This window comes from Bacillus sp. SRL543 (assembly GCF_984799205.1).
In genome coordinates this window covers 275,688-300,000 of sequence record NZ_OZ481794.1, presented here as the reverse complement: position 1 = coordinate 300,000, position 24,313 = coordinate 275,688, and the positions used below count along the sequence as shown (strand labels likewise).

29 protein-coding genes, 11 tRNA genes and 1 rRNA gene (1 of these 41 running past the window's edge) are annotated in these 24,313 nt (G+C 47.1%); 7 read left to right on the top strand and 34 right to left on the bottom strand.

Going from position 1 to position 24,313, the window contains the following annotated elements; translation table 11 throughout:
- The 13 genes from AC4E8B_RS01740 to AC4E8B_RS01680 form a co-directional block, all read right to left on the bottom strand.
- A 16S ribosomal RNA gene (locus AC4E8B_RS01740) occupies positions 1 to 1,185 on the bottom strand (it extends 365 nt beyond the left edge of the window).
- 85 nt (positions 1,186 to 1,270) lie between these two features.
- Positions 1,271 to 1,344: transfer RNA gene (locus AC4E8B_RS01735), tRNA-Gly, on the bottom strand.
- Positions 1,345 to 1,365: 21 nt separating this feature from the next.
- A tRNA-Pro gene (locus AC4E8B_RS01730) sits at positions 1,366 to 1,442 on the bottom strand.
- Positions 1,443 to 1,449: 7 nt separating this feature from the next.
- A tRNA-Arg gene (locus AC4E8B_RS01725) sits at positions 1,450 to 1,526 on the bottom strand.
- Positions 1,527 to 1,603: 77 nt separating this feature from the next.
- A tRNA-Leu gene (locus AC4E8B_RS01720) sits at positions 1,604 to 1,690 on the bottom strand.
- 70 nt (positions 1,691 to 1,760) lie between these two features.
- Positions 1,761 to 1,842: transfer RNA gene (locus AC4E8B_RS01715), tRNA-Leu, on the bottom strand.
- 13 nt (positions 1,843 to 1,855) lie between these two features.
- A tRNA-Lys gene (locus AC4E8B_RS01710) sits at positions 1,856 to 1,931 on the bottom strand.
- A gap of 6 nt (positions 1,932 to 1,937) precedes the next feature.
- Positions 1,938 to 2,012 (bottom strand) — tRNA-Gln (locus AC4E8B_RS01705).
- A gap of 17 nt (positions 2,013 to 2,029) precedes the next feature.
- A tRNA-Asp gene (locus tag AC4E8B_RS01700) sits at positions 2,030 to 2,105 on the bottom strand.
- Positions 2,106 to 2,138: 33 nt separating this feature from the next.
- Positions 2,139 to 2,210 (bottom strand) — tRNA-Glu (locus AC4E8B_RS01695).
- 21 nt (positions 2,211 to 2,231) lie between these two features.
- Positions 2,232 to 2,322: transfer RNA gene (locus AC4E8B_RS01690), tRNA-Ser, on the bottom strand.
- Positions 2,323 to 2,325: 3 nt separating this feature from the next.
- A tRNA-Asn gene (locus tag AC4E8B_RS01685) sits at positions 2,326 to 2,400 on the bottom strand.
- 96 nt (positions 2,401 to 2,496) lie between these two features.
- On the bottom strand, positions 2,497 to 2,967 hold the full coding sequence (locus AC4E8B_RS01680) for a SprT family protein (protein ID WP_490216633.1): 471 nt from the start codon (positions 2,965 to 2,967) through the stop codon (positions 2,497 to 2,499).
- A 119-nt stretch (positions 2,968 to 3,086) separates the two neighbouring features.
- Here AC4E8B_RS01680 and cmpA point away from each other — a divergent pair, with 119 nt between their 5' ends.
- Positions 3,087 to 3,200: a cortex morphogenetic protein CmpA gene (gene cmpA / locus AC4E8B_RS01675; RefSeq protein ID WP_490216631.1), complete on the top strand. Its 114-nt coding sequence runs from the start codon at positions 3,087 to 3,089 to the stop codon at positions 3,198 to 3,200.
- 48 nt (positions 3,201 to 3,248) lie between these two features.
- Here the strand turns inward: cmpA and AC4E8B_RS01670 are convergent, their stop codons facing one another.
- From AC4E8B_RS01670 to alr, 12 genes are all read right to left on the bottom strand, one after another.
- Entirely contained in the window at positions 3,249 to 5,390 is a 2,142-nt protein-coding gene (locus AC4E8B_RS01670; RefSeq protein ID WP_490219453.1) for a Tex family protein, read from the bottom strand.
- 118 nt (positions 5,391 to 5,508) lie between these two features.
- Positions 5,509 to 6,105, bottom strand: a complete 597-nt coding sequence (locus AC4E8B_RS01665; RefSeq protein ID WP_490216629.1) for a PP2C family serine/threonine-protein phosphatase — start codon at positions 6,103 to 6,105, stop codon at positions 5,509 to 5,511.
- Complete coding sequence (sigB, locus tag AC4E8B_RS01660) at positions 6,102 to 6,896, bottom strand: RNA polymerase sigma factor SigB (RefSeq protein ID WP_009795794.1); 795 nt, start codon at positions 6,894 to 6,896, stop codon at positions 6,102 to 6,104. The genes AC4E8B_RS01665 and sigB overlap by 4 nt, the downstream gene beginning before the upstream one ends.
- Complete coding sequence (rsbW, locus tag AC4E8B_RS01655; RefSeq protein ID WP_490216627.1) at positions 6,874 to 7,347, bottom strand: anti-sigma B factor RsbW; 474 nt, start codon at positions 7,345 to 7,347, stop codon at positions 6,874 to 6,876. Before rsbW ends, sigB begins: the two co-directional genes overlap by 23 nt.
- The gene (locus AC4E8B_RS01650; RefSeq protein ID WP_009795792.1) at positions 7,344 to 7,676 is read right to left on the bottom strand and encodes an anti-sigma factor antagonist; all 333 of its coding nucleotides are present in this window, start codon (positions 7,674 to 7,676) and stop codon (positions 7,344 to 7,346) included. Before AC4E8B_RS01650 ends, rsbW begins: the two co-directional genes overlap by 4 nt.
- Before the next feature lie 61 nt (positions 7,677 to 7,737).
- Positions 7,738 to 8,748, bottom strand: a complete 1,011-nt coding sequence (locus AC4E8B_RS01645; protein ID WP_490216625.1) for a PP2C family protein-serine/threonine phosphatase — start codon at positions 8,746 to 8,748, stop codon at positions 7,738 to 7,740.
- Positions 8,749 to 8,759: 11 nt separating this feature from the next.
- Complete coding sequence (locus tag AC4E8B_RS01640) at positions 8,760 to 9,161, bottom strand: anti-sigma regulatory factor (protein ID WP_009795790.1); 402 nt, start codon at positions 9,159 to 9,161, stop codon at positions 8,760 to 8,762.
- A gap of 5 nt (positions 9,162 to 9,166) precedes the next feature.
- Entirely contained in the window at positions 9,167 to 9,523 is a 357-nt protein-coding gene (locus AC4E8B_RS01635; protein ID WP_009795789.1) for an STAS domain-containing protein, read from the bottom strand.
- On the bottom strand, positions 9,520 to 10,353 hold the full coding sequence (locus AC4E8B_RS01630) for an RsbT co-antagonist protein RsbRA (RefSeq protein ID WP_490216622.1): 834 nt from the start codon (positions 10,351 to 10,353) through the stop codon (positions 9,520 to 9,522). The genes AC4E8B_RS01635 and AC4E8B_RS01630 overlap by 4 nt, the downstream gene beginning before the upstream one ends.
- A gap of 397 nt (positions 10,354 to 10,750) precedes the next feature.
- Positions 10,751 to 11,101 (bottom strand): type II toxin-antitoxin system endoribonuclease NdoA, encoded by a 351-nt coding sequence (ndoA, locus tag AC4E8B_RS01625; RefSeq protein WP_490216620.1) that lies wholly within the window; start codon positions 11,099 to 11,101, stop codon positions 10,751 to 10,753.
- 4 nt (positions 11,102 to 11,105) lie between these two features.
- Positions 11,106 to 11,387, bottom strand: a complete 282-nt coding sequence (locus AC4E8B_RS01620) for a CopG family ribbon-helix-helix protein (RefSeq protein ID WP_009795786.1) — start codon at positions 11,385 to 11,387, stop codon at positions 11,106 to 11,108.
- Positions 11,388 to 11,597: 210 nt separating this feature from the next.
- A complete protein-coding gene (gene alr, locus AC4E8B_RS01615) occupies positions 11,598 to 12,776 on the bottom strand; it encodes an alanine racemase (RefSeq protein ID WP_490216618.1) in 1,179 nt (392 codons plus the stop codon).
- Between the two features lie 316 nt (positions 12,777 to 13,092).
- Between alr and AC4E8B_RS01610 the strand changes: the two genes are divergently transcribed.
- Positions 13,093 to 13,284 (top strand): hypothetical protein, encoded by a 192-nt coding sequence (locus tag AC4E8B_RS01610; protein WP_490216616.1) that lies wholly within the window; start codon positions 13,093 to 13,095, stop codon positions 13,282 to 13,284.
- Positions 13,285 to 13,680: 396 nt separating this feature from the next.
- Here AC4E8B_RS01610 and AC4E8B_RS01605 read toward each other — a convergent pair whose 3' ends face one another.
- The 3 genes from AC4E8B_RS01605 to acpS form a co-directional block, all read right to left on the bottom strand.
- A complete protein-coding gene (locus AC4E8B_RS01605) occupies positions 13,681 to 14,697 on the bottom strand; it encodes a LolA family protein (RefSeq protein ID WP_490216615.1) in 1,017 nt (338 codons plus the stop codon).
- Positions 14,694 to 14,834: a hypothetical protein gene (locus tag AC4E8B_RS01600; RefSeq protein WP_490216613.1), complete on the bottom strand. Its 141-nt coding sequence runs from the start codon at positions 14,832 to 14,834 to the stop codon at positions 14,694 to 14,696. Before AC4E8B_RS01600 ends, AC4E8B_RS01605 begins: the two co-directional genes overlap by 4 nt.
- Positions 14,835 to 14,895: 61 nt before the next feature.
- Entirely contained in the window at positions 14,896 to 15,279 is a 384-nt protein-coding gene (gene acpS, locus AC4E8B_RS01595; protein WP_490219451.1) for a holo-ACP synthase, read from the bottom strand.
- 129 nt (positions 15,280 to 15,408) lie between these two features.
- Between acpS and AC4E8B_RS01590 the strand changes: the two genes are divergently transcribed.
- Positions 15,409 to 15,999, top strand: a complete 591-nt coding sequence (locus tag AC4E8B_RS01590) for a rhomboid family intramembrane serine protease (RefSeq protein ID WP_490216612.1) — start codon at positions 15,409 to 15,411, stop codon at positions 15,997 to 15,999.
- A gap of 39 nt (positions 16,000 to 16,038) precedes the next feature.
- Here AC4E8B_RS01590 and AC4E8B_RS01585 read toward each other — a convergent pair whose 3' ends face one another.
- The 6 genes from AC4E8B_RS01585 to AC4E8B_RS01560 all read right to left on the bottom strand — a co-directional run bounded on the left by AC4E8B_RS01585 (position 16,039) and on the right by AC4E8B_RS01560 (position 22,324).
- Positions 16,039 to 17,469 carry a PH domain-containing protein gene (locus AC4E8B_RS01585; RefSeq protein ID WP_490216611.1) on the bottom strand — a complete coding sequence of 477 codons (1,431 nt, stop codon included), beginning with the start codon at positions 17,467 to 17,469 and terminating at the stop codon, positions 16,039 to 16,041.
- On the bottom strand, positions 17,462 to 17,941 hold the full coding sequence (locus tag AC4E8B_RS01580) for a PH domain-containing protein (RefSeq protein WP_490216609.1): 480 nt from the start codon (positions 17,939 to 17,941) through the stop codon (positions 17,462 to 17,464). The genes AC4E8B_RS01585 and AC4E8B_RS01580 overlap by 8 nt, the downstream gene beginning before the upstream one ends.
- 101 nt (positions 17,942 to 18,042) lie before the next feature.
- Positions 18,043 to 19,005: a UV DNA damage repair endonuclease UvsE gene (gene uvsE / locus AC4E8B_RS01575; RefSeq protein ID WP_490216608.1), complete on the bottom strand. Its 963-nt coding sequence runs from the start codon at positions 19,003 to 19,005 to the stop codon at positions 18,043 to 18,045.
- 331 nt (positions 19,006 to 19,336) lie between these two features.
- Positions 19,337 to 20,836, bottom strand: coding sequence for a degradosome RNA helicase CshA (gene cshA, locus AC4E8B_RS01570; protein WP_490216607.1), 1,500 nt, complete (start codon positions 20,834 to 20,836; stop codon positions 19,337 to 19,339).
- Positions 20,837 to 21,282: 446 nt separating this feature from the next.
- On the bottom strand, positions 21,283 to 21,975 hold the full coding sequence (locus AC4E8B_RS01565) for an alpha/beta hydrolase (RefSeq protein WP_490219449.1): 693 nt from the start codon (positions 21,973 to 21,975) through the stop codon (positions 21,283 to 21,285).
- Between the two features lie 220 nt (positions 21,976 to 22,195).
- Positions 22,196 to 22,324, bottom strand: coding sequence for a hypothetical protein (locus AC4E8B_RS01560; RefSeq protein ID WP_490216606.1), 129 nt, complete (start codon positions 22,322 to 22,324; stop codon positions 22,196 to 22,198).
- 212 nt (positions 22,325 to 22,536) lie between these two features.
- Here AC4E8B_RS01560 and AC4E8B_RS01555 point away from each other — a divergent pair, with 212 nt between their 5' ends.
- The 4 genes from AC4E8B_RS01555 (at position 22,537) to AC4E8B_RS01540 (ending at position 24,285) form a co-directional block, all read left to right on the top strand.
- On the top strand, positions 22,537 to 22,794 hold the full coding sequence (locus tag AC4E8B_RS01555; RefSeq protein ID WP_490216605.1) for a sigma-G-dependent sporulation-specific acid-soluble spore protein CsgA: 258 nt from the start codon (positions 22,537 to 22,539) through the stop codon (positions 22,792 to 22,794).
- Between the two features lie 340 nt (positions 22,795 to 23,134).
- The gene (locus tag AC4E8B_RS01550) at positions 23,135 to 23,500 is read left to right on the top strand and encodes a group-specific protein (RefSeq protein WP_490216603.1); all 366 of its coding nucleotides are present in this window, start codon (positions 23,135 to 23,137) and stop codon (positions 23,498 to 23,500) included.
- 25 nt (positions 23,501 to 23,525) lie between these two features.
- Positions 23,526 to 24,044, top strand: coding sequence for an RNA polymerase sigma factor (locus AC4E8B_RS01545; RefSeq protein ID WP_490219447.1), 519 nt, complete (start codon positions 23,526 to 23,528; stop codon positions 24,042 to 24,044).
- On the top strand, positions 24,022 to 24,285 hold the full coding sequence (locus AC4E8B_RS01540; RefSeq protein ID WP_490216601.1) for a hypothetical protein: 264 nt from the start codon (positions 24,022 to 24,024) through the stop codon (positions 24,283 to 24,285). Before AC4E8B_RS01545 ends, AC4E8B_RS01540 begins: the two co-directional genes overlap by 23 nt.
- Positions 24,286 to 24,313 lie beyond the last annotated feature (28 nt).

Sequence of the window (24,313 nt, the reverse complement as noted above, 5' to 3'; positions counted from 1 at the left end):
CTCCGGTTTGTCACCGGCAGTCACCTTAGAGTGCCCAACTGAATGCTGGCAACTAAGATCAAGGGTTGCGCTCGTTGCGGGACTTAACCCAACATCTCACGACACGAGCTGACGACAACCATGCACCACCTGTCATCCTGTCCCCCGAAGGGGAACGCCCTATCTCTAGGGTTGTCAGGAGATGTCAAGACCTGGTAAGGTTCTTCGCGTTGCTTCGAATTAAACCACATGCTCCACCGCTTGTGCGGGCCCCCGTCAATTCCTTTGAGTTTCAGCCTTGCGGCCGTACTCCCCAGGCGGAGTGCTTAATGCGTTAGCTGCAGCACTAAAGGGCGGAAACCCTCTAACACTTAGCACTCATCGTTTACGGCGTGGACTACCAGGGTATCTAATCCTGTTTGCTCCCCACGCTTTCGCGCCTCAGCGTCAGTTACAGACCAGAAAGTCGCCTTCGCCACTGGTGTTCCTCCACATCTCTACGCATTTCACCGCTACACGTGGAATTCCACTTTCCTCTTCTGCACTCAAGTCCCCCAGTTTCCAATGACCCTCCACGGTTGAGCCGTGGGCTTTCACATCAGACTTAAGAGACCGCCTGCGCGCGCTTTACGCCCAATAATTCCGGACAACGCTTGCCACCTACGTATTACCGCGGCTGCTGGCACGTAGTTAGCCGTGGCTTTCTGGTCAGGTACCGTCAAGGTGCCGGCAGTTACTCCGGCACTTGTTCTTCCCTGACAACAGAGTTTTACGATCCGAAAACCTTCATCACTCACGCGGCGTTGCTCCGTCAGACTTTCGTCCATTGCGGAAGATTCCCTACTGCTGCCTCCCGTAGGAGTCTGGGCCGTGTCTCAGTCCCAGTGTGGCCGATCACCCTCTCAGGTCGGCTACGCATCGTTGCCTTGGTGAGCCGTTACCTCACCAACTAGCTAATGCGCCGCGGGCCCATCTGTAAGTGATAGCCGAAACCATCTTTCAGCATATCCCCATGAGGGGAAATGCATTATCCGGTATTAGCTCCGGTTTCCCGAAGTTATCCCAGTCTTACAGGCAGGTTGCCCACGTGTTACTCACCCGTCCGCCGCTGACTTCAGGGAGCAAGCTCCCATCCGTCCGCTCGACTTGCATGTATTAGGCACGCCGCCAGCGTTCGTCCTGAGCCAGGATCAAACTCTCCATATAAGAGTAAGATTTAGCTCTGATAAAAAAATTAAGATTAACGTTGACGTTTTTGTTCGTTCAGTTTTCAAAGGACGATCTTAAAAATTGGAGCGGGTGATGGGAATCGAACCCACGACATCAGCTTGGAAGGCTGAGGTTTTACCATTAAACTACACCCGCATATAAAATTGAAATATTTCATGGTCGGGAAGACAGGATTCGAACCTGCGACCCCTTGGTCCCAAACCAAGTGCTCTACCAAGCTGAGCTACTCCCCGTAAAATATGGCGCGCCCGAAAGGAGTCGAACCCATAACCTTCTGATCCGTAGTCAGACGCTCTATCCAATTGAGCTACGGGCGCATTTTATAACTGCTCTTTTTTTAAAGAAGCAACTTTTATATCTTACCACAACCATTTTCGGTTGTCAACAACTTTTTTGGTGCGGCCGAGAGGACTTGAACCTCCACGGGGTTAACCCCCACTAGGCCCTCAACCTAGCGCGTCTGCCATTCCGCCACGACCGCAATTATAAGTGACAGCAAAATTCATTATACCAGATAAGTAATTGAGTATCAACTGGTAAAATAATGCTGATGCGGGTGAAGGGAGTCGAACCCCCACGCCTTGCGGCGCCAGATCCTAAGTCTGGTGCGTCTGCCAATTCCGCCACACCCGCATATAAAGATAAATGGTGAGCCATGAAGGACTCGAACCTTCGACCCTCTGATTAAAAGTCAGATGCTCTACCGACTGAGCTAATGGCTCAAAAAATGGCTGGGCTAGCTGGATTCGAACCAACGCATGACGGAGTCAAAGTCCGTTGCCTTACCGCTTGGCTATAGCCCAATGTTTTTGAGTAAAAATGGCGGTCCCGACGGGAATCGAACCCGCGATCTCCTGCGTGACAGGCAGGCATGTTAACCGCTACACCACGGGACCGTTTTTAAAAAAGAAAATACGATTGTTTTCAAGTGACCCCTACGGGATTCGAACCCGTGTTACCGCCGTGAAAGGGCGGTGTCTTAACCGCTTGACCAAGGGGCCATGATAAAGCCAGGTTGTATCTGGCGGAGAAGGAGGGATTTGAACCCTCGCGCCGGTTGCCCGACCTACACCCTTAGCAGGGGCGCCTCTTCAGCCACTTGAGTACTTCCCCATATGGCTCCGCAGGCAGGACTCGAACCTGCGACCGTTCGGTTAACAGCCGAATGCTCTACCACTGAGCTACTGCGGAATGTCTTTAACATCTTATCGACTCTTACTATTATAAGAACCTGGCAATCAAAAGTCAACCATGTTTTTAAAAAAGTTTAAGGAGAAATATATGCACTTACCCATTCGGTATTTCTCCCGACTTAACCAATTTTCCTCTGCACTTTCCGCAGACATATTTTGATGTATCGATTGAGCGCCTTCTCCTGTAAAGCTGCCCGCAGCCCGAGCAAGTATAGCTAATTAATTTTGCAGGTTTCCTCTTTGGCCTATCTGGCAAGGAAGAACAAAATCTAGGTGCACCCACTTGTTCTAACAGCAATTTGAAATCCCTGTCTTTGTGCTGGTATCCCCCGCCCTCCAAATGAAGGTGATAGTGGCATAGTTCATGCTTGATAATGCCGATGAGCTCTTCTCTTCCCAGCTGATCGAGATAACTTCTATTTATATCAATATTGTGGGTGCTTAAAATATATCTGCCTCCGGTTGTACGCAAACGCGGGTTGAAATACGCTTTGTGCCGGAATGGCTTATGAAAATATTCTTCTGAAATCCGCTCGGTCAGCAGTTGGAGTTCTTGATCGTTCATTCCTTTATATCCTTTCTTGTTATGCCCCTTTTACTTTGTTTTTATAGCAGCGGCAGGTTCACCTGACAACCTGCCCCTGCATAGGCTATATATACAGATTTTACTACAGGAGGGTTCTTATGCCTACTTGGTTTCAAAATCAGATTCAGCGCGCATTCCTGGAGAAAAACCGGTATCAGATTAAACTGCTGAACCAGTGCTGGTATTTTTATAGAAAGAAGCACCTGCACTGAACTATAAGAGAGGAGGAGCGTCACTAAACACTCCTCCTCAACAATTAGTTATTGATCAGAAAGCATGGTCAGGGCTACTCTTCCCTTTTGGCTGTCAATGCTGTCGACCCACACAGTCACCACATCCCCAACCGATACAACATCCAGTGGATGCTTAACAAACTGTTTTCGCAGCTTTGATATATGGACAAGACCATCCTGTTTCACGCCAATATCGACAAAAGCGCCAAAATCAACTACATTCCTGACTGTTCCCTGAAGCTCCATGCCAGGCTTTAAATCTTCAAGCTTCAAAACATCTGTTTTAAGGATAGGCTTAGCAAGATCATCACGGGGATCCCTTGCAGGGCTCATGAGAGCTTCAATGATGTCTTTAAGCGTCAGCTCCCCTGTTTCAAGCTCTGCCGCTGTTTGTTTGATATCAATCCCGGCCAGCGCGGCTTTCAGCTCCTCTGATCCAATATCAGCTGTTTTAAATCCAAGCTTCGCCAATAGCTTGACCGCATCCTGATAGCTTTCAGGATGGATGCTAGTCCTGTCAAGCGGCTCTTTTCCGCCTGCTATGCGCAAGAACCCGATAGCTTGCTCATAGGTTTTGGCACCCAGCCTGGGAATCTTCTTCAGCTGGATCCTGGATAAGAACTTGCCTTCTTCCTCCCGTTTCTTAACAATATTATTCGCGACTGTTTTTGATAAGCCTGCTACATACTGCAAGAGAGAAGATGAAGCTGTATTAACATTGACGCCAACCTGGTTTACAGCTGTCTCGACGACGAATGTAAGAGACTCACTGAGCTTTTTCTGGGATACATCATGCTGGTATTGGCCCACTCCCACAGATTTGGGATCTATTTTAACCAGCTCGGCCAAAGGATCCTGCAGTCGGCGGGCAATGGATACGGCACTGCGCTCTTCCACCTGGAAATTCGGAAATTCTTCCCTGGCAAGGTCGGATGCTGAATAGACACTCGCCCCGGCTTCGTTGACAATAATGTAATATACATCCCCGCTCAGTTCCTTGAGGATATCAGCAATGAATTGCTCGGTTTCTCTTGAAGCGGTACCGTTTCCGATCGCTACCATTTCGACTTTGAAAGTTTTAATGATTTGTTTTACTTTTTCTTTTGCATCCTTTGTTTTAGAGACCGGCGGATGAGGATAAATAACGCCAATGTCCATTACTTTTCCCGTCTCATCCACAACTGCCAGCTTGCAGCCTGTACGGTATGCCGGGTCTACACCAAGTACAACCTTTCCTTTAAGCGGCGGCTGAAGGAGAAGGTTTCTCAAATTCTCCGAGAAGATATGAATGGCCTGTTCTTCTGCCTTCTCCGTCAATTCATTCCGGATTTCCCGCTCGATGGAAGGCTGGATCAGCCTTTTATACCCATCCTCAATCGCTTCGCCTACCGGTCCTGCAGAGGGGGAAGAAAGATTTTTAATCCATTTTTTCTTCAGGTAGTTCTGCATCATTTCTATATTCGGTCTGATTGCCGCTCTCAGGATATCCTCTTTTTCACCGCGGTTTACTGCCAGGATCCTGTGTGGGACGATTTTGCTGATCGGCTCCTCATATTCGTAATACATTTCATAAACTTTCTTCTCATCATTAGCGGCATCTTTTACCGAAGTTTCAATCTTGCCGCTCTTAAAGGTTTCCCTTCTGATCCATTTCCTGCTTTCCGGATCATCTGACACCATTTCGGCAATGATGTCCTTGGCACCAGCAATGGCTTCTTCAGGTGTATTCACTGCTTTTTCCGCAGAAATAAATGCAGCCGCTTTTTCTTCAACTGGTCCTCTGGTGAACGCAAGCATCCACTCAGCAAAAGGCTCCAGCCCTTTTTCCTTTGCCTGGGTAGCCTTCGTCCTGCGCTTCTGCTTATAAGGGCGATAAAGATCCTCAACCTCCTGCAGTTTGACCGCTTTTCCGATTTGGGCAGCAAGCTCCGGCGTCAGCTTTTCCTGTTCTTCTATCGTGCGGAGTACTTCTTCCTTCCGCTGCTCAAGATTCTGTATGTATTGCCATCTTTCCATGATGTCCCTGATTTGCACTTCGTCCAGTGCACCCGTCTGCTCTTTCCTGTACCGGGCAATAAAAGGAACCGTGTTTCCATCCTCAAGCAGAGCAATGACACTTTTCACCTGTTTGCTGTTAATTTTCAATTCGGCGGATACAAGCTTTAGCATCTCTTCCTGTTTATGCGCAGTCTTCTCCAAATTCAATCCCCCACAACCTTCAATTTTCTACTATTATTTTATCAAAAGTATCGAAGTTTCCCAAACAAAGAAAAAAAGCCGGCTCTCATTAGAGCAGGCTCCCAATAATAAAGGTTGAATCATCAGTGCTGTTTGAATATTTGCTTTTAATCTCTTCGGCAATACAATCAATCGGCATGAAACTTTTGAGCAGCGACTTTACTCCACTGATATTAAAGCCATCCGAATGGATGAGAAATTTAGATTTGGATTCATAATTGAACCGCTGTGTATTGAAAACCTGCGGCCTTCCGGACAGATAGCCTGTTACTGGGAGCGGATACGTCAATTTGCCTGCTGCTGAGTACAAAAAGAATCTGATATTGCCGACACAGCTATATACAAATTCTTTATTGATAAGATCAGCCTTGAATACCGAAACAGCAGCTCCCCTCTTTTGAACCAGCACATTATTGCACAGTTTCATGAGGGTATCAACATCTTCTTGATGGTTCTCTTCTACCACCTGGATGACTGCAGAAGAAGCTTCATGGGCATATTGGCCGCTGCCCAGCCCGTCTGCCAGAACACAGACCAAGTAATCATCTGTTGCTGTAAAAAAATAGCCATCCCCACATTCGGACTTTCCTTCTTTTGCTGTCTGATGAGCGAGTACCTCAAGATTATCTTTGACAATATGCGTCATGAAAGGCACTCCGAGTTATTGCTTTCAGCATTTATGGCTTCCTGGAGCTTTTTGATGGCCCTTCTTTGCAGCCTTGACACATGCATCTGAGAAATGCCAAGTTTGTCGCCGGCGTCCTTTTGGCTCATATTCTCCAGATAGGTGTATTGAATGATTTGTTTTTCACGGTCTGTCAGGACATGGAGGACTCTTTCAAGCACCATCCGCTGATTGACCTTTTCAAATCCTTCATCCACATTGCCTACAATATCTAAAAGGGTAACCGTTCCGCCATCCGAATCGGCTTCAATGGAATGATCGACAGAAAGAGCCTGATAGCTCTTGCCCATTTCCATTGCTTCCAGCACTTCTTCTTCAGATACCCCAATTTCATCCGCTATTTCATCAACCCTCGGCGATCTGTGAAGCTGGGTCGTCAGTTCTTCGACCGTTGTTTTTATCTTCGGCCCCAATTCCTTTATGCGGCGCGGCACATGCACACTCCATGTTTTATCGCGCAGGAACCGCTTGATTTCCCCGATGATCGTCGGAACAGCAAAAGCTTCAAAGCTTTTCCCGAAGGTTTCATCATATCGGCGAATGGCTCCCAGCAGGCCGATGATTCCCACCTGTGCGATATCCTCATGGTAGGAGCGTCCCTTTGAATATTTCCTGGCAATCGTCTCAACCAGGGCTTTATAGTTTCTAACAAGTATTTCCTGGGCTTCTTCGTCCTGATTTTCCTGGTAGGCTTTGATTAATTCATTGATTTCTTCTTTAGATCTCTGGTTAGGTTGAGATTGTTTCTGCATCCCTCTCCACCTGCTCTCCTTCCAGGTACTTGGTCATAAAGACCGTCACACCCTCTTTATGATGGATTCTGACTTCGTCCATCAATGTTTCGATCAAGTAAAGGCCCAGTCCTCCTTCACGCAAAAATTCAACAGAATCGGTCTGGTCGTAAGGACCAATGCCTTCGCGTGCAGATTGGAAGTCAAAGCTTTTACCGCTGTCAGCCACCATTACCTCAAGACGGTCGGTATATAGGCCGAAGCCAATAACCACTTCACCTTTTTCACTCGTTTTATAAGCATGCTGCACAGCATTTGTGCAAGCTTCACTCGTCGCGATCTTCAAATCTTCTATTTCATCGTAAGAAAATCCCATTCGGCTTGCGATGCCTGACAATGTCAGCCGGATAACTCCGACAAACTCAGGCTTGGCCGGAATTTTCATTTCTAAGTAATCAAACGGTTGACTCATTGTACCCCACCCTCAATCTGGCTGTTAATATCAATTATATCGGCTAGACCTGTGATTTCGAACAGCCTTTTCAAACGTTCAGAAAGGCCGACAATCTGAAACTTGCCGTTGTTGGAGCGTACATTTTTGAAAACCCCGACAAAAACGCCTAATCCTGTACTGTCCATATAAGATACTTCCGAAAGGTCCACAACCATTTCAACTGCCTCTTTTTCAGAAAGCGGGAATAATGATTCTCTTAGCTTCGGAGCTGTATATGCATCAATTTCTCCGCTGATCTTAGCTTGTACCAATGTATCATTCTCTTTCAAATCTATCGTAATATTCATAACTAGACCCCACCTCTTAACATGTCAATTGCTCTTACCTTATACCCGGCGTGAAGAAACGCTAAACATTTCTTTTTAATATTATTAAAGTAAAATCATCACGCAATTGAAAGTGCTGAAGCTTTTCAAGTTCTTTATAAATATTTGTAACAATCTCCTGGGCGCTGAGATGGATGTATTTGCGTATATATCCAATCAGCGTATCTTTTTCAATGAATCCTTCATCTGTCCGGCACTCAGTCACCCCATCCGACATGAGAACGATCATGTCCCCAGGATGGACCTCCTTCTCGAACTGCTTATACTTTGTGCGCTTGTCGACCCCGAGCAGCAGCCCCTTGGCCGTCGTCTCGCTGAACTCATCTTTTTCGGCGTTGTAATAAAAACCGGGTTCATGGCCTGCAGAAGCGTAATGGAAAAGATTGCTTTCCGTATTGTACATTCCGTAGAACATGGTAATGAACATACTAGGGTCTACATTCTGCTCTACAACCCTGTTCAGGTTCTCAAGCACACTGCTTGGCTCATGGCGGTTTTCCGGCAGGCTGTCCATGGCATATTTGATCATCGACATGCACAAGGCCGCCGGAATCCCTTTCCCAATGACATCAGCGATAGCGATGCTTATGTTATTATGCTCATCCTGCACAAAATGATAATAGTCCCCGTTCATATGTTTTGCCGGAACGCTGATTGCCCCGATATCAAGGGAATCGACAACTGGTACGCTCGTGCCGAGCAGAGTCTGCTGGACGTTCGCGGCAATTTCCATTTCGGACCTTAACTCTTCCTGTTTATGCCTTAAGCTCTGGTGCTCGCGGTAAGCGAGGCCGTAGCCGATCATCACCTCAAGCAGCACATCAAAAGAATGAAGTACGTTTTCGGGAAGATCAGGATAAATTTCAAATAGAAGACTTTTGTGAAGACTGATGATTTCTTCTGGTGATATCTTATGTTCAATGGATTTTCTACTGAATTTTTGACCTTGATACAGCGTCTGTTCTGACTGGTCTTTTAAATAATTCTCTAGAATATCCCGATACTTTGATTCCATCATTTCTCGGAAATCCATAATGCCTCCCCCTAACGAAGCCATTTAGTCGCTCTTATATCTGTACCGTCTCCGGGAGATGAGCTGATGTAGAATTCGTCCATCAATCTCTTTACCCCAGGCAAACCGGCTCCCAGTCCGCCGGAGGTAGAGAACCCATCCTCCATGACTTGGCGCATATCATTTATTCCAGGGCCGCTGTCCACAGCTACGATCTGCAATCCCGCTTTGCCGCCGTCATAAATTTTCTCTATACATATTTGACCTTGTCCGGCATATAAGTATATATTCCTGGCCAGTTCACTGATGGCCGTCGTAATACGGGCCTGGTCCACTGTACCGAACCCAAGCTCCTTTGCAACATTACGCCCCAGCTGGCGTGCTGCTACGATGTCCCATTCGTTAATGATTTTTACGCAGGATTGGATACCCATACAGTTTAATCCCCCAATTCCTGTTGAAGTTTCTCCAAACCTTTTTCTAGATCTAATGCAGTAAGGACATCATCTAACCCTATGCCTAATTCGATTAGCGTAATAGCTACAGCTGGCTGTATACCGGTAATGACGACTTTTGCACCCATCAGTTTGGACATGTTTATAACGTCGCCAAGGACCTTGGCAATAAAAGAATCGATAAAATCAATGGATGTTAAGTCTATAACAACCCCATTTGCACTTGTTTCATGAATCTTATGAAGCAAGTCTTCCTGAAATTGAAGTGCTGTCTGGTCATCAAGTTCCCATTGAATGGATACTAGCAGACAGTCATGCAATTTTAATATAGGTATTCTCACTGTTCTCCCTCCACAGCTACAATTTTACGGCTAGTCAGCTCAAGTGCTGCTTCAATTCCCTTTTTCAGTGTGTTCTTCGTTGTAAATTGGTTCAGGTCGATTCCCAGATTCACGATGGTCTGGGCAATTTCAGGCCTGATCCCTACAAGCATGCATTTAGCGCCAACAAGGCGGACGGCATCTGCTGCCTGGATAATATGGTGCGCAACCATTGTATCCACAACAGGCACACCTGTTATATCTATTAAAACCACTTCTGATCGATGTTTGACCACTCCAGTCAGGAGATTCTCCATGATTTGCTTTGCACGTTCCGTATCTATGGTGCCCACAAGGGGCATTACAGTAATACCTTCAAAAACAGGGATTAGTGGAGCAGACAGTTCTTGAAGGGCGATTTTTTGCAGGGAGACGGTTCTTTCCCAGGTCGAGGAATACATATCGACTATTTCATTGGAGACAGGCGTCATCCAGATCTCGAAGTCATAGACGATACTAAGCTGGTTCTCGGGAGTAATCAGCCCCTCCTTCTGCATGCCTTCTAAAACAATCTTCCCAAAGGTCTGCAGCCCTTTCGTAACAAAACTCAGCGGCCAGCCGAGCCGGACCACTTTTTCTGCAAAATCGGACAGCTTGGAGGTGAACTCTTCATTCGTCCCCCTTATATTCGATATGATCAAATCGATGAACTCATAGCTCGTACCAGTGAAAACCTGGTCTGAAACTACCCGTATAACCCGTTCATCTGCGTTCTCCTTCGTGCTTCGTACCCATTCATTGAAGATCTCATCTTTTCGAGCTTGAATATAATCCAAAACCTTTTTATCCATTTGATCCTCCCTATTTTAACATACAAATATTTCTAAAGATGGAGTTACCCTGCACTTGTAAACCAAATTTAAAAATGTAAACAAAATTTATATATATATACCATTTAATGATAACAGTTAGGCACAGTCAAATAAAACCTCTAAGTATTGGAACTAGAAGAAAGACTTTTAATTATACCCGTTTTCCGGATGATTAAACCTTTGCCCGGGAAAGATGGCATAATAAAAAGACAAGCAACACACATGCTTGTCCTCAGCAGATACACAATATTAAGTAGGTTAAAATTTGATATGTACCCGAGATAAAGCAAATCCTTTATCTCTTGGTTTTCCGGAAGACACAGCGAAATCTGTGTGTTATAAAAAGACGCCCTGGGAAGAGCGTGCGTGCTTATAACTAGAATTCAATAAGACCCAAGCTTATTTGCAAAGCTTCATCCACTTTTCCCATCATTTCGTCATCGAGATGGGTTATCTTATCGGTTAAGCGTTGTTTATCAATTGTACGAATTTGTTCCAAGAGAATGACAGAGTCTCTTTCAAAGCCGTAACGCTTCGCATCAATTTCAACGTGAGTAGGCAGCTTAGCTTTTTGAATTTGGGCTGTAATGGCTGCAACTATTACTGTGGGACTGAACCGATTCCCGATGTCGTTTTGGATGACAAGTACTGGACGTACGCCGCCTTGTTCGGAACCAACAACTGGGGATAGGTCTGCAAAATAAACGTCGCCACGTTTGACAATCAAAGGATTATCCTCCGCTTACTAGACGTTCAACTGTGTGTTCTGCCTCATATTCCGCTTGGAATGCCTCAGATGCAATCGTCAGATTAATTTTTGCCATTTCCATGTAGCCTCTTCTCATCGACTCACGAATTTGTCTCTTCTTCCGTTCACGCAAATACATTTTCGTTGCCTGATAAATGAATTCGCTCCGATTGACATTCTCCTGCTTAACAAAGCTTTCTAACTCGGTTAAAAGATGCTGCGGTAACTTTACCATGATCTCTGTTGTTGCGCTGGACTCAGACACAAACATACACCTCCACCATCACTACACACCATTTTTTATCTCTACCATTTTTTATATTACCATTATTCAGCTGCTGTGCAAAGGACTAATCAGCAATTCCTCTGTATTATCGGCCAAAAAAATATCCTTTTATGCATTAATACGCATTTATTTCCTGAAATATGAATGAAATGGCTGGGCTGGAACGGGATTAGCAGCGAATGGCCCCTGTTAGACCTTGCTCTGCTTCCCGAGCAGCGGGTTATTCAGATCGACAGTCTTCCCGTTCTGTTTGTATACGCGCGGCACCCGGCCGGATATCATGCAGGTGACTTCATAATTGATGGTCTCAAGCTTCGCCGCTATTTCATTGACCGTAATCTTACTGCCCTCCTGCGCACCTATCAAGGTAGCGGCTGTTCCAGGTTCAACCTCATATGGCAGGCGGATCATGCATTGGTCCATACAGATCCGGCCAACAATCGGGGCTCTTCTCCCGTTCACCAGCACCTCCTGTCCCTGCAGCTTGCGGATCCAGCCGTCCGCATAACCGATCGGAAGGGTGCCGACCCATTCCTCCCCTTCCGCTTCATAGGTGGCGCCATAACTGACTTTATCCCCTTTTTGGAGCTTTTTCACGTGTACAATCCTGGCATGAAGCGAGAAAGCCTCTTTTAGCGGGAATGGCAGATCATGCTCAATTTCGGGCGATGGGGTGAGGCCGTACATGCTGATCCCCATCCTGACTGCATTAAAGCGGGCTTCCGGATACCTGAGCGAAGCGGCACTGTTGCTGGAATGGACGATTTCCGGCACCTCGCTGAGCCAGGAAAGCATTTCCCTGAACCGGCTGAGCTGCTCCCGGAAATAGGAATCGTCCAATTCATCTGCTGTCGCAAAGTGGGTATAGATGCCCTGCAGCTCAAAGGCATCCTCCCGCCCGGCAAGCTTCTCGATGGCGAGCAGCTCGTCTTTCTCCCTTACGCCGATCCGTCCCATTCCGGTATCGAGCTTCACATGGAAAGCCAGCCTTTTTCCCTGCAAAGAAGGGAGCGCCTTCTCAAGCCAGTTTTCCTGAAAAACAGTCAAAGTTATGTCCAAAGATGCAGCCAAGGGAGCATCCTCAGGCCTGCTCGCACCCAATACCAGTATCGGGGCCTTGATCCCCCTCTGCCTGAGGGAAAGTGCCTCATCCATAAAGGCCACAGCCAGGCAGTCTGCCCCAGCCTCAAGGGCTGCCCTGGCAGTCTCGAAGTCTCCGTGCCCATACCCATTTGCCTTCACCACAGCAAACAGCTTCACATCTCCAGGAAGAAGCTTCTTCATTGACTGCACATTTTCTTTTATATAATCAAGATTGATTTCAGCCCATGTATCCCGGTAAAAACCTGTGGGATAATCCATTGCCATTCACGTCCTTTTCCTTCCGTTCAAAAAGTATACAAATTATTATCGAACTCTGGAATCTTAATGTCAACCGAAATGCGGAGGCGACTGTTCAGGTGAGACAAGCATAAGCCACTCCTGGATAAAAGGCGTTCTTTGCCTTTAATCCAGGAGTGGCTTATGACTCGAGCACCTAGGAGCCGCAGCTGGACAATAAGAAATGCGGAGGCGGCTTGCCCAGAGCCGACAAGCATAAGACGCACAAGAATAAAAGGCGTTCTTTGCCTTTAATTCTTGGGTGGCTTATGACTCGAGGCTCTAGCCGCCGGAGCTGGACAACATGAAATGCGGAGGGCGCTTGTTCAGCCCCGACAAGCATAAGACGCATCAGGATAGAAGGCGTTCTTTGCCTTCAATCCTGGAGCTCGACAAACCGAAATGCGGAGGCGGCTGTTCCAATAAAGGAACCAGCGAAAGTAAAGTAAGCGGAGATTTTCCGGTTAAATTCAGAATGGAGCTCGGGACGGGCTAAATAAGGGGAGGTTTTCCGGCTATGCCAAGCGAAATCCCCCATTTTCGTATTTTTCGAGTCAGTAGGCGGAATTTCTCCGTCTATTTGAGCTATTTTTGATGCGAATTCCAAATTAAGCGGAATTTTTCCGTCTATTTATCAGATCGGTTATCGCGGATCATATACAAAAAACATGATGATTACTTTGCTAATTACCATGTTCTTTACTGCGTTATTTGTACTGTATTATGTTTTTGCGCTCCAAAAGAGAACGCGTTTGCCTTTTGCCTTCAATCCTGATGTGGCTTATGACTCGAGGGGCTAGCGCCTCGAGCTGAACCATACGAAACGCGGTTGCCGCTTCCCCGGTATCTGCTCACAGAAAAAAGGCAGATGCCCCCAGGCATCTGCCTTCCATTATTTCACTGCATCTCCCTGCACTGATTGTGCAAGCATGACCATTTCTTCTCTCGTCAGGTCGCTGGATGCGATGATATAATCCACCCCGCCGTGAGTCCAGCTGATTTTATTATCGGCGATGGCTCCGATTGTAAAGCCAAGATCTACCGGCTCCCCTGATTCGGAAGTATAAGTGGTGTTTGCCGGCACGACATTTGCTTTTTCCTGGATGAGCGTGAAGGTCTTGTCGCCGCCGTAAGTCAGGATAAAGCGTTTGCCGTCCTCCATGCTGATTTCTTTTTCATCGATCAGGCTGACATTTTCAAGCTCGGCCTGCGGGTATTTGACAGAGAATTCCTCACTGGCCGCTTCTTCTGCCATGACTGGAACCTCAATCTGGGCGCCGGTCATATTTTTCTGGGTGTCGAAATCCTTTTTATCAAGGGCAGCCTTGAAGTCAACCTTGGAGAAGTCGACGGTCACCAGCGGGTTTCTGTCTGAATCCATGACCTTTACGCTGACAGGGGCAAGGTTTTTCTTATCAAGGGTGATTTCCTGGTAAGGAAGCATCTTGTTGTTCTGGTATCTCGTCTTTGTTTCAAAAACATAGTGTTCTTTAGTAGCGCTGAATTTCGCCTCTTTATCCTCGAGGATATCCTGCAGCAGGGACTCATACAGATAAGCCTGGCTGCTGTTCTGCGGCCAGTCGCTCTGGAACTTGAAGCTCTTGTTGAGCGCCGGTGTCAGGACAAAAACACCTTCATCATTCCGGAGGATCATCTGGCTTTGGTTCTTTTCGGGATTCTTCAGGCTGACGCGATAGTAAGCAGGTTCTTTATGCCAGATTTCTATGGCATAAGTCTGGGGCTCAGTGCCCATCTGAAGGGTCATTTTTGCTTCTGCCTTATATCCCTTCAGTTCCTCCACTTTTCCTCCAAGCTCCTTCACCACATCCTCTTGTGATTTAGTTCCACAGGCAGTTAAGGCAAAGATGGCCAAAAGCCCGGCGAGAAGCATGAACAATCTTTTCTTCATTCCTTCAACCCCTTCTGTCTCATTTCATCAATTGTGCGCTTCCTGCCTGCATGCAGGCATTCCGCTTTCTGAAGGAGAGCCAGGGCATGCCCGGCACAGCGGCAGCCGTATGAATGCCGGCTGGCAATTCGGGGCATAGCCTTGTCTCTCCTGTCGCACTATGAATATATGAGACAACCTTCGGGAATATGACTTGGCCTATGACAAGCTTTTTCCGTCCTGGTTTTCCGGCGAAGGGTTTTCAATGATAACCTGGGCAACAGCATAGCTTTCGCTGTGGGAAATGGAAAGATGAAGGCCTCCCCTCTCAGGCTTGCTGAAGAATGGCTTCCCCTTGCTGTCATTTGATATTTCAATATCCTGAAAAGACAGCTCGCTTCCTATTCCAGTGCCATTGGCCTTTGAAAAAGCTTCTTTTGCCGCAAACCGGCCTGCAAGGAATTCAAGCTGCCTCTTTTCGTTCAGCATGATGTATTTAGCCAGTTCCCGCTCTGTCAGGATACGTTCTGAAAATTTTGCCCGGTTGGCCATCCTGCTGATTCTTCCGATTTCAACGATATCAATGCCGATTCCTTCAATCACATGCATCATCCTTCTAATTGGTTTGCACCTTGCATACACAATAGTATACAAGCAGTGGCCATTTCCGGCGCTTTCACGCTATAGTATAATTAACCTTCCTTTACAGATAAAAATAGAAAGGGGACTGTTATGTTTACAAGGACAGAGAGCTTCAAGGAATTCATCCGCTTCTATCCCATTGTCTCCATTATTTTGCTTTTGAATATACTGCTCTATTTGCTGACTGTTTTGCCTGTATTTCCGAATTCCTACATATTCGAGAGGCTTGCCGGAGTCAATTTATTCATAAGGGAAGGCGAGGTATGGCGCCTTGCCACCCCGATGTTCATGCACAGCGGCTTCACCCACGTCCTGTTTAACAGCTTTTCACTCGTCCTTTTCGGCCCTGCCCTTGAGAGGATTGCAGGAAAGGCGAGATTTGCCGGCATCTATCTTATCACCGGCATTTCGGCCAATGTGGCCACCCTGCTGCTTGAGCCTCCCACCTACACGCATGTCGGTTCAAGCGGGGCGATATTCGGCCTGTTTGGCTTCTTTGCAGCGGTCGCATACTTCCGGAAAGACTTGATGTCGCGCGAGAATTCACAGATTATCATCACCATAGCCGTCATTGGGCTTATTATGACCTTCATCCAGCCAAACATCAATATTTCCGCGCACATTTTCGGGTTCATCTCCGGTTTTCTTATAGGAGCCCTTTCATTAAAAAGAAATAGATAACGCAGAAAAAGCGCCGGCTGGCGCTTTTCTTCATGTCTGTCATCTTTCTCGGGAATACCACCTGTAAATCTGTTCTGCATCACTAATATCCAGGTCAGCCGCTTTTCCTCCGGACCCGCCCGATCCGGACTTGACGGTTGCTTCCACTGTCGCAAGCTGCTTCCTTTTTTGAAAGCGGCTTTCCTTCAGGCTGAGCGACTGCACCTTATTTTTCGTCATATAAACCGTATGCTTGCCGAACGTCCTATATCGGAGCGTCAGCTGGCTGCCGCTGATATGCCACCCCGCTGCCCTGAATTTTAAAAAGGGCCAGACCACAGCCGGCAGGAGCAGCAGAAGAGACAGGAATCCCCATGGACGGAAGATGGCCGGCGGCACAATAATGAATAAAGCCGCAGCAAGGAGCCCCCTGAAAATATACCGCGGAAGCGCCCTTATCGGCGGTCCCGCAAGCTGGATTCCAGCGTTATAATCTGTAAGATGATGCCCAATCAGCTTTTGCAAGTCTTTCCTTCGGATAAGCGGGAAAAGCATCACCTTGGCACTGTCCCTATCCACGGCCGACCCGCCCGCGCTTTCCACATACAAAGTACCAAACCCGAGCGGCTGCCTGGCAGGATTTTCACTGAAGCGGAGCGCCTGTATCCTGTGCAGCGGGATCGTGAGCTGCCTTTTCTCCAAGAGTCCCCGGGAGATGACCAGGTCATCTTCTTCTCTTCTGACGGTAAAGCCAGCGTATTTCAGCATCGCCCCGATGACAGCGATGACCCATGCCAATAACAGGAGAAGAAACACAGCGCCGCTGATGAAAATGACGCCATTTTCTGCGAAATGCTCAAAACGGTGAAAAAGAGCTTCATAGGGAATGATTTCCTCAAACTGAAAGAAAAAAGCAATTACCGCGGAAATGACCACTCCCGCCCCGCCGGAAGTGGATGCAAGCAGCAGAAGCTGTCCGGGGGAAATCTTATAAATGTCTTGCCCGCTATTGAGGGCCTTTTCTTTCTCCGCGTCCCCGCTGCCCTTCTCTGCTGTAAGCTCCGCCTGGATGGCCGCCGCTTCCGCTTTTGTAATGGCTGTCAAGGTCGCCTCTGCCTCCTGGGTCCCGCTCGTCCCTGCTGTTTCGACCTTGACCTTCACAAGGCCGAACGGACGGTGCAGAATACCCTCGGAAAAATCAAGGCTCTGAATCCTTTCAAAGGGGATATACCTTTTCTTGCGGACAAAGACCCCATATTCAATCCGAAGCTCACCCTCTTCTACCCGGTAGGTAAAGCGGAGCCACTTCAGGATGCCGCCTGCGAGTACAAGGAGGACGGCAGCTGCAGAGCCAATAAGGTAGAAAAGGTCCCAGTTTGAATTCTTGAATCCGAAAACAATGAATACTAAAAACGGTACAATAAGTTCTTTAAGCTGCTTGAAAAAGTTGGCTACAGCAGATATCGGATGAAGCCTCTTCGGCTCAGACATCTTCATCAGCCACCCTTGCCAGCTTTGAAATGGAGAGGCGCAATTCTTCTGCTTCCTCCATATCAAGCGCAGGTATCTCATGGACAGTGGCTGCCGTAGACACGGCGATGGTGGCCAGCGCATATTTCCTGAGGATCGGCCCCTGCCTTGTATCTACATGCTGCACCCTGACCATTGGCACCAGCGTCCTTTTGACAATGAATATGCCATGCTGAAGCTCGATTTCCTGCTCCCGCACTTCATAGCGCCACCTTTTCCACTTCAGCGAAGGGAAAAGTATGATAAAAAAATACATATACATGCATGCCAGGATGACGGCAGCCGGGATGATCCATCCAGGCCCGTCAAATATAAAGGCAAGTGCCGCAGCACCTCCCATTGCAAGCACAAAAATGCCTGAATGGATCGCTCCTGATATTCTCCATACCGGGAGGGCCCTTTTTGAAATCCTTTTTCTTGGTCCGGTGTTCATAAATAATTCCTCCTGAAAAGGCACTTTAGAATTTAAGCCGTCCTTCAGGCTTTATACCTTCCAGTATACAGGACTTCAGGCAGCCCGCGAGGAAATTATTGCTATATTTTAAACGCAGCCTGGTCCACTTCTTCCAGACCTGCCTCATTCCTGAGATAGTCAGCCAGCCTGAAAAGGGCATCATCCTTCTTTTTCGCTTCAATCATGCAATGGATTTCCGGTACGCTCCCATTGATGCCCTTCAGGAAGTCCATGAACATCTCAGGATCGACATAATCAGCATGCGCACGAAAGTCTTTGGGAGAACGGGGGCTGGAGATATGCATCTTGATGGGGAGCTTCGCATGCTTCCAGGTTGCAGTGACACGCTCCCAATTAGCTTTCCAGTCTTCATTTTCAAAATGGGCCAGATGATGGTGATAGTCAAAGACGAGCGGGATGCCAAGCTTTTCGCACAAATACAGCGTATCGTCCAAAGTGAAGGCCGTGTCGTCATTCTCGAGCATGACCATCTGCTGGATGGCTGCCGGGATCAGCCCCCAATTATGGATGAACTGCTCCAGGGCCTTCTCCTTGTCATTGTACGCCCCCCCTACATGCAGGACACACCTGTGCTCAGGTTCAATCCCCATCCCCTTCAGCAAAGCTTTATGCATGGAAAGCGTCTTGATCGACACATTCAGGATTTCCGGCTTTAAGGCATTCAGGAGGACAAAATGATCCGGGTGGAAATCGACCCTCATTCTGTGATCTTTAATATAACTGGCCAGATCCTGCAGCACAGGCTTCAGCGGCCTCATATATTTCCAGTCAGCAAGCTCCTCGTGATTGGCGAGCGGGATCAGCTTTGAGCTGAGCCGGAAGAATGAAATATCATGGGCGGCATTATGCTTCAGGAGGCGCAGGCAGTTCTCAAGATTGGAAATAGCGATCCGTTCAAGCTTCCGGATGGCTGCCTCCCGGTTCTTAATTCCGGAAAATTGTTTATAAGTCATGGTTTGCGAAGGCGAACAATTCTGCAGATGCACGCTCATCGCCACATAGCCAAGCTTTATGATCGTCAAAGAGCAAAAACCCCCTTTAATGTTGCATCCTGCTTAGTATGCGCCAATTTCTTTTTAAAAAAGGAGGGTTGGTTTTAATGATGGTTTTGGGAATTTATGTATTTTATGTAGAATTCCTTTAATTTTATGTAGAAATAGTTCATTTTTATGTAGGATCCTTCTCTTTTTATGTAGAAAAATGTAAATTTTATGTAGAATCCTTCCGAAAAGCGTAAAACAGCTGCCAATAACAGGCCGCATGCATCTTCGCAATAAAACAGCAAAAGGGGTACGGAATGAAAATTCCGTACCCCTTTTGCTTGAAGCACTCATGGTGCCCCATTATATTTTATTAACGGCTGCTGTCGGACGTACGGTTGGAATAATTGCCTTGGCGGCGTCCTCCGCTCTGTCCCGGCCTTGATTTGTACTGGCCGTCTTTCCTTTTGGAATCATAGCTTCTTCTGTTGTCGCTGCCTCTTCTATTGTCGCTGCTTCTTTTGCGGTCATAAGGCTTTCTGTCCCTTTTGGATGGAAGCGGCTTTTCTTCTGTCAGCTTGACAGGAGTGTCGTCCGGCTCTTTTGTCATCAGTTTCAGGACTGCTGCCACAACGTCAGATGCATCATGCTGCTCAAGAAGCTCTTCAGCGGCTTGCTTATAATTCTGCAGGTTATTGGTATCGATCGCCTGAGAAATTTTCTCTACAGTTGCCTTCTGCTGTCCTTCCAGCGCTTCAGCAACCGTTGGCGGCACCAATTTTTCCATCTTGCGCTTTGTCGTTCTTTCAACGACAGACAGGTATGATTTCTCACGAGGAGTGATGAATGTGATCGCCATTCCTTCTTTCCCTGCGCGCCCTGTACGCCCGATGCGGTGAACATAGCTTTCAGGATCCTGCGGGATGTCGAAGTTGTATACATGCGTTACGCCGGAAATATCAAGGCCCCTTGCAGCAACATCAGTCGCAACGAGAACATCGATGGATCCTTCTTTAAACTTTCTCAGAACAGACATACGCTTTGCCTGGCTAAGATCGCCATGGATTCCTTCTGCCAGATAGCCTCTCAGGGTCAGCGCCTCTGCAAGCTCATCAACCCGTCTTTTCGTGCGCCCGAAGATGATGGCCAATTCAGGTGACTGGATATTCAGGAGGCGGGTCAGTACATCAAACTTGGTTCTTTCCTGTACTTCCACATAAAACTGCTCGATAAGCGGAACTGTCATTTCCTTTGCTTTTACACGGATGACCTGCGGATCTCTCATGAATCTTTCTGCCATTCTCTGGATCGGTGCAGGCATGGTAGCAGAGAACAAGAGTGTCTGCCTCTCCGCAGGAACGCTTCCCAATATAGATTCGATATCTTCTATGAAGCCCATGTTCAGCATTTCATCTGCTTCGTCAAGGATCGCTGTGTGAACATTGTCAAGACGCATCGTTTTGCGGTTAATATGGTCAAGGACCCTTCCCGGAGTACCAACGATGATATGCGGGGCCTTTTTGAGGGCGCGGATCTGGCGGTTGATATCCTGGCCTCCATAGATGGAAAGTACGCGCGCTCTTTTTCCGTAGCCGATCTTATACAGTTCCTCGGATACCTGGATCGCAAGCTCGCGGGTCGGAGCAATGATGATCCCCTGGATGACATCTTTGCTTGTATCGATTTTATCGATCAGCGGAACTCCGAATGCAGCTGTTTTTCCAGTACCGGTCTGCGCCTGGCCGATCAGGTCTTTATTTTGCAGGCTTAAAGGAATTGTTTCAGCCTGGATCGGGGTAGCTTCTTCAAACCCCATTCTTTTTAGTGATTTCATTGTAGCAGGACTGATGCCTAAATCTTGAAACTTTGTCAATGTATTCTCTCCTTCTGTTTCTTGGCGATTATTTATGGTGATTAGCGTCAGATCAGCAGGGTAAGCTGCCGCTCGGACAATGCATGGCAAAACATGCTTTCCTGCACAGAAACTCGGCAGGCAAGCGTTTTGGAGTGTTCTAAGAGGACCGAAGATCTTTTATCTCTGCCGGGATCTGAGTGGAAGGATCCTGGCTGAAACCCGGTAAAGGAGATGGCAGCTTGTTCAGCTGGCTATATTTCATTCAGTATTTGAACAATTTTTATAATAAAGCCGAATGGGCAGCCCGGAAGTCTCCCCTTACAGTCATACCTATATATTAAAGTGAAAAAAGACATTCTCCAGGTGGAGTATGTCCGGGTTTCAAAGAAATTTCCCTTTGGCACTTTAGGGTTTATCTTACCATTTTTAAGGGCGCTTTGCAATAAAGTGCCCTTCCCTGGCAATTATGCCTCATGCTGCAGAAATTCCAATATATCCTGGAACAGCCCTTCACATTCGCCGCTGTGGCAGATCAGATGCTTCGATTCTTTTAGAAAAATAAGCTTTTTGGACGATGCGCCGATATTTTCATATAGGTATGTGGCACTGCGCGGCGGCACGACTCCGTCCACTTCCCCCTGGGCAATCAGGGTAGGAACCTGGATCTGGTTAAGAATCGGCCTTACAGAAGACACCAGCCGCCGGAACTGCAGCGTGGCTGCAATCGGGGTCTCCCTGATTTTCCGGTTATACCTGAGGAACATTTCATTCCTCAAGAGATTTCCTTTAACGGTGTCCTTTAACATTTCTCCTATGTCCTTCACCAGCTGCTTCGGGTTCACATAATAGGCAGCCGCACTTAAAAGGATCAGCTTTTTCACCGGGTAATGCACCGCCAGATAACTGGCAATGATCCCGCCCATGGAGAAACCGATCACATAGACTTCATCACACTTTTCCAGCAGTCGATGGAGCTCATCTTCTGCATGGCTTATCCACTTCTTGTATTCAATGCCTTTCAGCTGCAGCCTTTCCCCATGCCCTGGCAGGGTAGGGACAGCAACCTCCCATGCAGTATGCTTCCTGAGATAATCCGTCAGCGGCTCAAGCTCAAACGGAGCACCTGTAAATCCATGGATACAAAGACAGCCGATCATCTGCATCACCTTCGTCTGTATTATTTGCTCACAGTTCCTTTATTTTACACTCTGGCATAATTATTATCCCAACAAAATTACCCGATTGACAAAGATCGGAAACATAAATGAAAAGACTGCCTGATAAATGGCAGCCTCCCTTGTTTGTATCTATCTTTTCCCCTGTTTCTATAATCCTTTATGCTATCATGAGTGCTGCCAAAAGGCTGAACCAATGAATTCACCAATCGCGGGTGCTCTCCAGGAGCTTGTCTATCTCGAATTGGCCTATCGCATAAAATAAATTGTCTTCTTGCAATTCACTGGTTTCATCGAGCAGCTGGTCAATATCCAGGTAGTGCGCTCTCATACGAAACCTCCTATGCCTTTTATGCGCCTTTTTCAGGCCAGGCTATTTCTATCTCTAGTATAACATTCTCTTCAGGAAAGCGGATTATGGGGGTCGGCCGGATTTTTCTTCTCATTTACCCTTTTTAAAATTATTTCAAACATTTATCTGTAAGAGGCACATATTTCATTTATCCTCTCACCATCCTAGTAAGGGACTATAAAAATGAGGTGATGATGTTGAACCAATCGCTGGGTTATTTGCGTGAACTGCTGTCCAATTATACAGACCGCTCCCATGAATGCCGTGAGCTGTACCATAAAATCACTGACGATCTTTCAGAGGAGGACAACGCTTTTGTAAGCAGGCTTACCGAGCAGGAAGCCGCTTTCCTGAACAGCATCCTCCCCCCTGAAATCCAGCACGCCAAAGAAGAGCTCGATTATAAAAGAGCCAATAAGCTGAATGAAATCTATGAGCTTCTTACTTAGCTGGGAAAAACAATGTTCCGGGAGATAGGTAAACCTTTTTGTTCCTAGAAGTATCTCCTGCTTTAAATGGGGCTGTTGATTTCCGTTCCAGGCACTTCGCTTTCCGCGGGGCGACGCTGAGCCTCCTCTTCGCTGTGCTCCTGCGGGGTCTCAGCCTTGCCGCTATCTCCCACAGGAGTCTGCGTGCCTTGCACTCCAATCAACAGGTTTTCAAACTCTTTTTAACTCTCTGAAATGATTTTAAAAAAACGGCCACTCGCCGTTTTTTTATTTTCCCATTGAACCTGGCTCCCCCTTCGTTTGTATAATAGATACAATGTTTAGTAAGGGAGTGTCTTAAATGGGGATTGGATTTATTGTTTCTTTAATCGTGGTTGGAATTCTTACAGCTATCATTTTATCTATTGCCATTCCGTTTCAGCGGAAATATGTCGTTAAGGAAAACGGCAAGATCAATTTCCGCAAGTCGCCGGTCCTGCTCCGCTGGAATGTTTTCGACGGCCTCGCGATCGGTGTGGCCGCCTACAGCATCATCTGCATCCAGATCTTAAACTTCTTGATTTCCGGTGGGAGCACCATTGAAAATCCTTTTGTCCAGTTTTTCACGAACCAGGGCCAGGCCTGGGTGATTGTCGGGACAGCCTATCTTATTTCACGGCTGGCCATGGTCATTAAAGGAGTCAAGGAGCTTCAGGAGAATGACTGAACAAGCCGGAAGCGCCAATCAATTTATGATAGCCTTCCAGGAAGGAAGTGAAGAGGCTTTTGACCAGCTGTATCTTTCACTTAAATCTCCCTTATATGCTTTTCTTTTCCGCTTTACAAAAGAAGAGCAGCTCAGCAGCGATCTTGTCCAGGATAGCTTCTTGAAACTCCATCAGTCAAAAGCAAGCTTTGACCCGAAGAAGGCAGGCGTTAAAACTTATCTTTTTCAAATCGCTTATCATTTGATGATCACCAGGCTGAACAGACGGAAAAAATGGCAGAAGCTAATGCCCTTCCTGCTCCCCTCATCTGAAGGTCAGATGGACCAGGCAGATAAGATGACGGTCCGGGAAGCCATCGCCAGCCTTCCCGAGGCACAGAGGGCAGTCATTATTCTAAGCTATTATCATGATATGCCACAGGCAGAGATCGCAGAGGTTGTGGGTAGCCCTGTCGGCACGGTAAAGTCACGGCTACATCATGCCATAAAAACTTTGAAAACTGTACTGGAGGTGGATGAGATTGAACAAAGAAAAACCCAATGATGCTGAAGAATTATTAAAACAGGAACCGCTCTTGAAAATGCATCTGGATTCCTACCATGTAGATATACCGGAAATCCCCAGGAAAAAGAGCAATTTCGACAGGATTCTCTCTTTTCTGGCATCCCCTGCGGTCAATCCGATCGAGAACTATATCAATAAAGGAGGAAGTTTAATCGTTTTGACTGCTTCTCCTATAGCTGTCGGGGCGGTTCTGGCCATTGTCCAGCTGCTGCGTCTATGATCTGCACTGTATAAGAACGCAAAAAATC

Excerpts from the sequence above, each read along its gene's own strand:
- AC4E8B_RS01650 (WP_009795792.1), bottom strand. The coding sequence starts at position 7,676 with ATGAATATTACGATAGATTTGAAAGAGAATGATACATTGGTACAAGCT.
- sigB (WP_009795794.1), bottom strand. The coding sequence starts at position 6,896 with ATGCAGAAACAATCTCAACCTAACCAGAGATCTAAAGAAGAAATCAAT.
- AC4E8B_RS01645 (WP_490216625.1), bottom strand. The coding sequence starts at position 8,748 with ATGGATTTCCGAGAAATGATGGAATCAAAGTATCGGGATATTCTAGAG.
- AC4E8B_RS01580 (WP_490216609.1), bottom strand. The coding sequence starts at position 17,941 with ATGAACACCGGACCAAGAAAAAGGATTTCAAAAAGGGCCCTCCCGGTA.
- AC4E8B_RS01560 (WP_490216606.1), bottom strand. The coding sequence starts at position 22,324 with ATGAGAGCGCACTACCTGGATATTGACCAGCTGCTCGATGAAACCAGT.
- AC4E8B_RS01555 (WP_490216605.1), top strand. The coding sequence starts at position 22,537 with ATGATGTTGAACCAATCGCTGGGTTATTTGCGTGAACTGCTGTCCAAT.
- AC4E8B_RS01665 (WP_490216629.1), bottom strand. The coding sequence starts at position 6,105 with ATGACGCATATTGTCAAAGATAATCTTGAGGTACTCGCTCATCAGACA.
- AC4E8B_RS01630 (WP_490216622.1), bottom strand. The coding sequence starts at position 10,353 with ATGGATAAAAAGGTTTTGGATTATATTCAAGCTCGAAAAGATGAGATC.
- AC4E8B_RS01545 (WP_490219447.1), top strand. The coding sequence starts at position 23,526 with ATGATAGCCTTCCAGGAAGGAAGTGAAGAGGCTTTTGACCAGCTGTAT.
- AC4E8B_RS01605 (WP_490216615.1), bottom strand. The coding sequence starts at position 14,697 with ATGAAGAAAAGATTGTTCATGCTTCTCGCCGGGCTTTTGGCCATCTTT.
- AC4E8B_RS01565 (WP_490219449.1), bottom strand. The coding sequence starts at position 21,975 with ATGATCGGCTGTCTTTGTATCCATGGATTTACAGGTGCTCCGTTTGAG.
- AC4E8B_RS01550 (WP_490216603.1), top strand. The coding sequence starts at position 23,135 with ATGGGGATTGGATTTATTGTTTCTTTAATCGTGGTTGGAATTCTTACA.
- AC4E8B_RS01610 (WP_490216616.1), top strand. The coding sequence starts at position 13,093 with ATGAAATGCGGAGGGCGCTTGTTCAGCCCCGACAAGCATAAGACGCAT.
- AC4E8B_RS01600 (WP_490216613.1), bottom strand. The coding sequence starts at position 14,834 with ATGCCCCGAATTGCCAGCCGGCATTCATACGGCTGCCGCTGTGCCGGG.
- cmpA (WP_490216631.1), top strand. The coding sequence starts at position 3,087 with ATGCCTACTTGGTTTCAAAATCAGATTCAGCGCGCATTCCTGGAGAAA.
- AC4E8B_RS01640 (WP_009795790.1), bottom strand. The coding sequence starts at position 9,161 with ATGGGTATCCAATCCTGCGTAAAAATCATTAACGAATGGGACATCGTA.
- rsbW (WP_490216627.1), bottom strand. The coding sequence starts at position 7,347 with ATGAGTCAACCGTTTGATTACTTAGAAATGAAAATTCCGGCCAAGCCT.
- AC4E8B_RS01680 (WP_490216633.1), bottom strand. The coding sequence starts at position 2,967 with ATGAACGATCAAGAACTCCAACTGCTGACCGAGCGGATTTCAGAAGAA.
- AC4E8B_RS01590 (WP_490216612.1), top strand. The coding sequence starts at position 15,409 with ATGTTTACAAGGACAGAGAGCTTCAAGGAATTCATCCGCTTCTATCCC.
- alr (WP_490216618.1), bottom strand. The coding sequence starts at position 12,776 with ATGGCAATGGATTATCCCACAGGTTTTTACCGGGATACATGGGCTGAA.
- AC4E8B_RS01585 (WP_490216611.1), bottom strand. The coding sequence starts at position 17,469 with ATGTCTGAGCCGAAGAGGCTTCATCCGATATCTGCTGTAGCCAACTTT.
- AC4E8B_RS01670 (WP_490219453.1), bottom strand. The coding sequence starts at position 5,390 with ATGCTAAAGCTTGTATCCGCCGAATTGAAAATTAACAGCAAACAGGTG.